This window comes from Xenorhabdus sp. IM139775, assembly GCF_028598745.1.
In the GTDB taxonomy this organism is placed as follows: Bacteria; Pseudomonadota; Gammaproteobacteria; order Enterobacterales; family Enterobacteriaceae; genus Xenorhabdus.
On record NZ_JAQRFK010000004.1, the window covers coordinates 77,964 to 87,306 of the forward strand.

A 9,343-nucleotide genomic window follows, 5' to 3' on the forward strand; every position below is an offset into this window, starting at 1 on the left:
GAATAGATACAGTGTCAGCACAGGTAATATCTTTAAATGATAAACGGTATGTCATAATAATTATTAACTTCTTGTTATAGATATAATTACACATTTAATAATAACCATTAAAACCACTTGCGTTTCCACGGGTGAAACTGAATTTTGGTTTAACAGTCAGTGATAAGCATCATATTCACTGATACTGGTTTACTAATACTTACAAGAGACAGAATGCTACTTTTCTTCATGCTGCATTTCATACTTTGGGTGCTTTGCGCTTCCTGCGATACGGTCATAAATAGCGCATGCAACGATAGCCAGCAAAGTAGGCAGTAACCAGGCCAGGCCTTGTTCCGCTAATGGCAAATGCTGCGCCCATTCAGGCAGTAAATGAGACAGGTACTCAGACGCTTTCATTGCATCTAAAATCCCAAACAACAAGCTGACAGACATGGCAGGAACCAGAATGCGTGTGAAGTTATGCCACCAACGAATGGTAAAACTTAACAATATCAGCGCAATACAGGGGGGGTAAATTGCCGTCAATACGGGAATTGAGAACTTAATCAAATGATTTAAGCCCACATTAGAAACCAGCATCGAGAATGTGCCCAGCAGCAGTACCAAGGTACGGTAGGACAACGGCAAATAACGACTGAAAAACTCAGAGCAAGCACAAGTCAAACCGACAGCAGTGACCATACAAGCAACGAAAATCAGTACCGCAAGGAAGAAGCTGCCATAGTTACCAAAAATATTTTGGACATAGGCATGCAGAATCACAGCACCATTTTCTGCGGTAGGCACTAATGTGCCACTGCCTTCGCCCAGTTTGAACAAAGAGAGGTACACCAGCGTCAAGCCAAGACCCGCAATCAAGCCAGCCCACATTGCATAACGGGTCAACAGGGAAGAATCCTTAACCCCTCTGGAACGGGCGGCATTCACAATCACAATACCGAATACCATGGCGGCCAGGGTATCCATTGTCAAATAACCATTGACAAAACCATTTGAGAACGGAATTTCCTGATAGGTTTCAATGGCGGGAACAGGACTACCAGCCGGCCACAGTACCGCCGCAATCCCCAAAATGGCCAACGCCAGAATTTTGATGGGTGCCAATATACGGCCGACGCTATCCAGTAGTTTGCCCGGATATAATGAAATTAACATCACGAGTGCAAAATAGACCACACTATAGATGAATAGAGGGAATTTACCGGTTCCGACAAGGGGTGCAATACCCACTTCAAAAGAAACCGTTGCCGTTCTGGGCGTCGCAAACAGCGGGCCGACCGCCAGATAGCAGACCGTTGCCAGAACCAAACCCGCCACTTTACCAATCGGGGCACTGAGGGCTTCAATCCCCCCGCCCACTTTTGCCAACGCAATGACAGTGATAACTGGCAAGCCAACAGCGGTTAGCAAAAAGCCGGCTGCTGAGATCCAAACATTCTCTCCAGCCTGCAAGCCAACCATAGGCGGGAAAATAATATTTCCCGCACCAACAAACAAGGCAAAGGTCATAAAGCCTAATGCCCAAATATCCTTAGATGATAAACGGTATGCCATAATGATTGCTAATGTGTTATTACCAAAAGAAATGCCTCTGCGACAGTCAGTCACTATCGCAAACACTTGAATTTTCACTGGCGAGACTGGATTCTGGATTTAATAGTCAGTGAGCGAGCTAATATTCACTGAATATCGTAAGATACAGAATGATAGTGGTAATTACAGCTATAATCGCCAATAACTGCCCCCAAGTAAAACTTTTATAGCGTTAAAAGGCAAGCGACAAACCAAAAACCAGAACAATATTCCAAACTAATTTTTAAAATCAGTGATTATTGTTATCTATCATTGAATACACACTATATGATTTGTACCTTTTTCGCTCTCACTGATTAATGAGCCATTTTTTGTCCAGATTTTTACCCGTCTTGTGACTCCTTAATTCCACTAAACTTATCATTTTTTCACAAAACTATTTTTAGCCGGGACAATAAGCCGGGATGCCAACAGAAAACTAAAAACGGCTCCCTTTCCTAAGGTGCTGGAAATATTGAGATGAGTATTGTAGTGATGCAATGCGTGTTTCACGATTGCCAACCCTAACCCATTGCCGCCGGTCTGGCGCGAACGGGCACGATCGACGCGATAAAAACGTTCTGTCAGGCGGGGTAGATGTTCCGCACTAATCCCACCGCCATTGTCTTGCACTTTGAACCGTGCACCTTGGGAAACACTTTGCCAACTCACCTCAATCCGTGTTCCCGAAGGAGTATGCCTAATCGCGTTATAGACAAGGTTGGACATGGCGCTGCGCAGTTGCTCTTCATTACCAAAAACTTTCAGCTTTTCATCAACATTAAACACAATATCATACTGCTCATTTCCCAAGGCCACCGCTTCCTGCTGCAATATTTTTAATATGTTGGGGACATCCACGATTTCACTCATGTCCACTTGTGGCCCCCCTTCAATTTTGGAAAGATGCAGCAGTTGCTGGACCAAACCATCCATTCTTTGTATTTGTTCCCGCATCGTGCCGATAAATTTTTGATTCACCTTGTTGCCAACTACCTGATCTTCCATCATTTCCAGATAACCTTGCAGTACCGTGAGAGGGGTTTTCAGTTCATGGCTCACATTGGTAAAAAAATCTCGCCTGGCATTTTCCAACCGTCGTTTTTGGGTAACATCGCGCACAACCATCAATAATTGCGTCTCAAAATAAGGCATAATGCGGAATTCCATCATATTGCCATTATTCAACTCGATGGACAGAGGACGGGAAAAATCCTTGGCAGTGATATAACGGCTAAAATCAGGATAGCGAAGCAGGTTGAAGATATGCTGACCATTATCCTCAGGCCAGCGAAACCCAAGCAAATGTTGTGCCAGACGATTACACCAAAAAATATGGCCTTCTTTGGTCATCATCACGACAGCATCCGGCAGTGATTCAGCGCCACTCCGAAAGCGCTTGATCAACAATCCGAGTTCACGACGCCGTTTGCGATTGCGTTGCTGCATCTGGTAAATGCCATAAAAGATGGGTTCCCAGCCGCCACGACCGACTGGCGGTAACGTACTGCGATCCAGCCATAACCAGTTGGATAATTTCAGCAAATTGTAGCCATGCCATACCAGAGCCAAAAATAACGCAATAACCAGCAGCCATGCCAAGTGGCCAATAAAGAGAGACAAAAAGAGAGCGGGCAGGCAAAAAAGCACAATACCCCATACCAACTTTTTCCAAGATAAACGCTTAAGCACGTGACGTTACTCCCATCAATAAACAGTCAATAGCGGGTAGAAAAGCGATATCCTGCACCACGCACAGTCTGTACCATCCTATCGTGTCCCCCTATCTTCAACGCCTTGCGCAAACGCCGGATATGGACATCAACCGTGCGATCTTCCACATAAACATTCATTCCCCACACATAATCGAGTAATTGTTCACGGCTATAAACACGCTCAGGATGAGTCATAAAAAAATGGAGAAGTTTGAATTCAGTTGGCCCCATTTCCAAATCCTGTCCATGGCTGGAAACGCGGTGGGAAGACGACTCCAGAATCAATCCCTCCCTATCAATAATGTCTTCTGCTTCCAGCGGTGAAATGCGACGCAGAACCGCCTTGACACGGGCAATCAACTCCTTGGGTGAAAACGGTTTCGTTATATAATCATCGGCACCGACATCTAAACCATGCACCCGATCTTCTTCTTCTGTCCGGGCAGTGACCATAATGACGGGGATCGTCTTGGTGTTATTATCCCGTTTCATTTGCCGGATAAGTTGTACCCCCGACCCTCCCGGAAGCATCCAATCCAATAAAACCAAATCAGGATAAGGTTCAGACAGACGTCTTATTGCCGTATCGTAATCTTCGGCTTCAATGGCCTGATAACCGTTTTGCTCCAGTGCAAAACAAACCATTTCACGAATCGGTACTTCATCTTCAACGACCAAAATACGTTTAAACATGGTTAATCCTGCTAATATCATTAAGGTCAGGGGTTCTCACCGTAAAACATTATGAGTCAATTTTATGACACTTTTATGAACCCTTATATTCCTCAATCATTAAAAGACAAACCAGCTCCCAGAGAAAATCTTGCGCCTTTGTTATATTTCATTTTGAATGCGAAGCAACTCGAAAATTCAGTAAAAGATATCAGATTACACAGGACATCCCTCACGCTGCCATTATAATTAGCGCCTGTAACAGGCAAAAAGCATTCAGGCAACAGCGGGAAAATCATGCGAATCATTCACACATCTGACTGGCATCTTGGCCAATACTTCTTTACAAAAAGCCGTGCCGCAGAGCATAAGCACTTTTTGCAGTGGCTGATTGAAAAAATCGTCCAGCATCAAGTCGATGCGCTGATTATTGCCGGCGATATTTTTGATACCGGTTCCCCACCCAGTTATGCGCGCGAACTTTATAACAAATTCATCGTGGCACTACAGCCTACAGGCTGCGAACTTGTCATTCTTGGGGGAAACCATGATTCCGTTGCCACACTCAACGAAGCAAAATCCCTCCTCTCTTACCTGAATACCACGGTGGTTGCCAATGCTGAAACCGAAGATATTGCACAGCAGATAAAGATCCTGCATAACAGAGATGGCAATGCAGGGGCGATTCTCTGCGCCATTCCCTACCTGCGTCCACGGGATATCATGACCAGCCAGGCGGGGCAATCCGGCGTACAAAAACAGCAGGCATTACAGGATGCCATCAGCGAACACTATCACAGGCTCTACCAACAAGCCTGTACATTACGAGAACAGCTTGGCCAGCCATTACCGATTATTGCCACGGGTCACCTCACTACGGTAGGAGCTTCCACGACGGATTCCGTTCGCGATATTTACATCGGCACATTAGATGCCTTTCCTGCTCAGGCATTTCCTCCCGCGGACTATATCGCATTGGGGCATATCCACCGCCCGCAAGTCATCGGTAAATCAGAGCATATCCGCTACAGCGGTTCCCCGATCCCACTCAGTTTCGATGAAGTGGGACAAGAGAAAAGTGTCTGCCTTGTGGATTTTAAATCAGATAAACTCGAGAACATCACACGGCTACCGATCCCACATTATCAGCCCATGCAGCTTATTCGTGGTAATTTGCAGCAAATCGAAGCGCAATTACAAGCGTTCAAAGAATATCAGGGAGAGCGCCCGGTTTGGCTGGATATTGAAGTCGCAACCCAAGATTACCTGCACGATATCCAGAAACGCATCCAAACCCTGAGTGAAGGACTGCCCGTTGAGATCATCCTGCTACGCCGCAGCAAACGTGCCCGCCAACTATCGCTGTCTGAACAGAATAAAGAAACCCTTAGTGAACTGAGTGTCAATGAGGTCTTTGAGCGTCGTTTGGCGCTGGCAGAAATAGACGATATTGCTCAGAAACAACGCCTGAGCACCCTATTTAAACAAACGCTGGATGATATTTCTCAGCAATAACGTGAAGAGAACGCACCATGAAAATTCTTAGCTTACGGCTGAAAAATATCAATTCCTTGCAAGGTGAATGGAAAATTGACTTTACGGCAGAACCCTTCGCCAGCAATGGGTTATTTGCCATTATCGGCCCAACGGGGGCAGGAAAAACCTCCTTACTGGATGCCATTTGCCTCGCCCTGTATCATGAAACGCCAAGGCTCGGCACCATTTCTTCCTCGCAAAATGAATTAATGACCCGTCATACCGCTGAATGCCTTGCGGAGGTGGAATTTGAAGTCAAGGGCGTCGCTTATCGGGCATTTTGGAGTCAGCGCCGCGCCCGCAATCAGCCAAGTGGCAAACTCCAGCCCCCAAAAGGAGAATTAGTTCTCAAAAAAGAGGGGAAAATTCTGGCTGATAAGATCCCAGAGAAAAAAGAAAAAATTGCCGAAATAACCGGGCTGGATTTTCGCCGCTTTACCAGATCCATGCTGCTGTCACAGGGGAATTTTGCTGCATTTTTAAATGCAAAGGATACAGATCGGGCAGATCTACTGGAAGAACTGACCGGTACAGAAATTTACGGTATTCTGTCCCAAGAAATTTACCAACGGCATAAAGAGGTTCAATCTGAGCTGAACATTCAGCAGGCCAAAGCCTCTTCCATGGAATTACTCACGCCAGAACAACAACAAACATACCAAGGCCAGCAACAACAGCTTATTCTCGAAGAAAGCCAACTCAGCCAGCAAATAAAGGCATTACAAGCGGCTGAACAATGGCGGCTTCGGCAAGATGAACTACAGCAATCACGGGTAAGCACGGCGTCACTTTTGCAACAAACTGAGCAAGCCATTCAACAAGCCCAACCTCAACTGCAACAACTTGCAGCCAGCGAGCCGGCAGAAAAAATCCGTCCATTATGGGATGCACAAAACCGGGCACACCACGAAAAACAGCGGCTCATTGAACAACGCACAAAAATAGAGCATGAACGTCAACAACAACTGGCAATGCTGCAACCTGCCGAACAGCAATTGACACAGCAGGAAAAAATACGGGAAGCGCATCAACAGCATCAAGATCAGCAAGAAAAGCTCATCTCGGAGCAAATTATGCCGCTCGATCATAAAATAGATATTCAATCCAAGGATATGATGAAACTTGAAAAAGAGATTGCCGGGCAAGACCGCGATCTCACGGACATCTTATCCCAATACCAAGCCACACAAAATCAGATAGCCGCCTTAAATAGCGAACAACAGGCGCTGGCATCCTACGATGAGCAGCACCCTTATTACCGCAATTTGGACAGCAAACTGCCTGAATGGAAACAGCTATTCACTCGCCAGCAAGAACGGCAAGAGAAAATAACCCAGCTCACCCAAAGCACCCAACACATTACCTCAGGGCTTACCCGTACAACGGCTTATCTAGATACATTGCAGGCAGAATTGGCTCAACAACAAGAACAAAGTCAAATACTGCGCGACAACCTTGTCGTTGCAGAAAACCAACTTACAACGTTGCAGCACAAACATCCGCCGGAACAGTTACAGAAAAATTTAGACAATTATCAGAAACAACTGGCATCACAAAACCAACTGGCGATCTTACTTCCGCAGATCCAACAGTTACAGACGACGATCTCGGCCGATCAAAGCCAATTGACACAATCGCAGGCATTAGTCAAAACCTTGCCTGATCAGATCACCATCCTCAATCAACACTTGGCAGACAAGCAACAACATTATGACGATCTCACCCACCGAATTCGTCTGGAACAACGGATAGTCAGTCTGGAAAAAGAACGGGCGCAATTAAAAGAAGGTGAGCCTTGCCCGCTTTGTGGTTCAACTCATCATCCTTTAATCAGCGAATACCAGAATATTGCTCTGCCGCACTCAGAAGAGCGCCTGAAAACCCTGCTCCAACAGATTGATCAGCTTAAAGAAAATCGCACAACCCTACAGCAGAAACAGCAGCTTCAACAGCAGCACTGCGAACAATTGCAGCAAAATATTGCCCAGTGCCATACTAAATTGGCGGAATGGGTAAAACAGTGGAAACACCATTGTCAGCAGTTGCAGGTGGCGGAATTACCGATAGATACAGAGGCGGTTAATCACTTTATCAGTCAGCGACAATCGGCTTATCACCAACATCAAATGCAACAGGAAGCACTGTTACAGGCAGAAAAAAACCATCAGGCAGCCGAAAAAGTACTGACGGCCAACCGGGAGCAATACCAGACATGTGAAAAGAGTATTGAACTGGAAAAATTCAAACGGGATTCAGCCCAAAAACAACTGGCAGAAAAGACGGCAGAGGCTCAACAAATAGAAGCCGATTACGCAGCGACAGCACAACAGTTAAACACGGAATTACAGCCAACACCTTACACACTTCCCGCCCATCAGGAAACCCAAAACTGGCTGCAACAACGCGAGCAGGAATTAAGAAATTATCACGATTCACGAGAAAAATGGCAGCAACTGCAAAAAGAACAAGCCGCCTTGCAAAGCAAACTGAGTGAATTGGACAAGCAAAAAAACAAGCTTACCACTCACCTGCATACATTGACTGAACAGCAGCAGCAGCAAAAACAGTTATTGGCAAAAACACGCCGGGAACGTCATCGTTTATTTGGTGAACAATCCATTATTGCCGTTCGTCAGGCTTTGCAGCAAAAAACCAATGAACTGGAAGCCGCCTACAAACAGGCCGCTTTCCATCTGCAAAAAATGCAAAACACATTGAGCCAATTAACCGGCGCTGCCAGTGAAATAGAAAAAAGCCATACCACCGCCGAAGCAAACGACAAACTTGCTGCCAGCCACTTCCAGACAGGCTTGGAACGGCAGGGTTTTCCCGACCAATTCTCTTTTGAACGCGCCTTGCTGGAACCGGAACAGCGGGAAACATTACAACAGTTACAAGAAAAACTTGAACAACAGCAGCTGCAAGCCCAAACACGGCACCATGAATCAGAATCCGCCTTACGGCGACATACAGAAACACAGCCGCAGTTACTGAATCAAGATGAGCCTCAACAATTATCCGCCATATTGACCGACGTTACCGCAAAGTTGAAACACAATAACCAGCAACAAGGTGAAGTCAGAACCCTATTGAACAGCGATGCAACTCGCCGTCAGCAACAACAAGCGTTACTGGCGCAGATCGCACGGTTACAACAAAAATATGATGACTGGAGTTATCTCAATAATCTCATTGGCTCTGCCGACGGTGCTAAATTCCGCCGTTTTGCCCAAGGTCTGACTTTGGATCATCTGGTGCATCTGGCAAATATCCGCTTGGAAAAATTGCATGAGCGCTATTACTTGCAACGCAAAGATGACGGTGGGCTGGAATTACAAGTTGTCGATATCTGGCAAGCGGATGCAATTAGGGATACTAAAACCCTTTCCGGAGGAGAAAGTTTCCTTGTCAGCCTCGCCCTTGCGCTCGCCTTGTCTGATCTCGTGAATAACAAGACACAAATAGAGTCCCTGTTCCTTGATGAAGGCTTTGGCACACTTGATACCGAAGCCCTTGATATCGCCTTGGATGCACTGGATCAGCTTAATGCGTCAGGAAAAACCATCGGGATAATCAGCCACGTAGAAGCCTTGAAAGAACGCATCCCCGTGCAGATCAAAGTGGAAAAAAAGAATGGTTTGGGATGCAGCCAATTAGCGCCAGAATTTCGGGTTTAAACACAGGCGTAAGTATATGACAGCCACAGTGGGTTTTTAACCTTGGCTACTCGTAAGGCACTGCAATAAATAAATATGGAGAGCCTGCTAAAGCAGGCCCTTAATTCAATGCTTAATGACATAAAGATCTTTGGTTGATACTTGTCCCAGCAGATCGGCATCATAGCC

5 protein-coding genes are annotated in these 9,343 nt (G+C 45.9%); 2 read left to right on the plus strand and 3 right to left on the minus strand.

The features are described from left to right. Positions 1-216 precede the first annotated feature (216 nt). The 3 genes from brnQ to phoB all read right to left on the minus strand — a co-directional run bounded on the left by brnQ (position 217) and on the right by phoB (position 3,983). Positions 217-1,557 carry a branched-chain amino acid transport system II carrier protein gene (gene brnQ / locus PSI17_RS01750; RefSeq protein WP_273550298.1) on the minus strand — a complete coding sequence of 447 codons (1,341 nt, stop codon included), beginning with the start codon at positions 1,555-1,557 and terminating at the stop codon, positions 217-219. 399 nt (positions 1,558-1,956) lie between these two features. Next, positions 1,957-3,267, minus strand: a complete 1,311-nt coding sequence (gene phoR / locus PSI17_RS01755) for a phosphate regulon sensor histidine kinase PhoR (protein WP_273550299.1) — start codon at positions 3,265-3,267, stop codon at positions 1,957-1,959. Between the two features lie 26 nt (positions 3,268-3,293). Beyond that, positions 3,294-3,983, minus strand: coding sequence for a phosphate regulon transcriptional regulator PhoB (gene phoB, locus PSI17_RS01760; protein ID WP_273550300.1), 690 nt, complete (start codon positions 3,981-3,983; stop codon positions 3,294-3,296). A 276-nt stretch (positions 3,984-4,259) separates the two neighbouring features. Here phoB and sbcD point away from each other — a divergent pair, with 276 nt between their 5' ends. Both sbcD and PSI17_RS01770 read left to right on the plus strand, forming a co-directional pair. Continuing rightward, on the plus strand, positions 4,260-5,477 hold the full coding sequence (sbcD, locus tag PSI17_RS01765) for an exonuclease subunit SbcD (RefSeq protein WP_273550301.1): 1,218 nt from the start codon (positions 4,260-4,262) through the stop codon (positions 5,475-5,477). Between the two features lie 17 nt (positions 5,478-5,494). Then, positions 5,495-9,175, plus strand: coding sequence for an AAA family ATPase (locus PSI17_RS01770; protein WP_273550302.1), 3,681 nt, complete (start codon positions 5,495-5,497; stop codon positions 9,173-9,175). Positions 9,176-9,343: the final 168 nt, after the last annotated feature.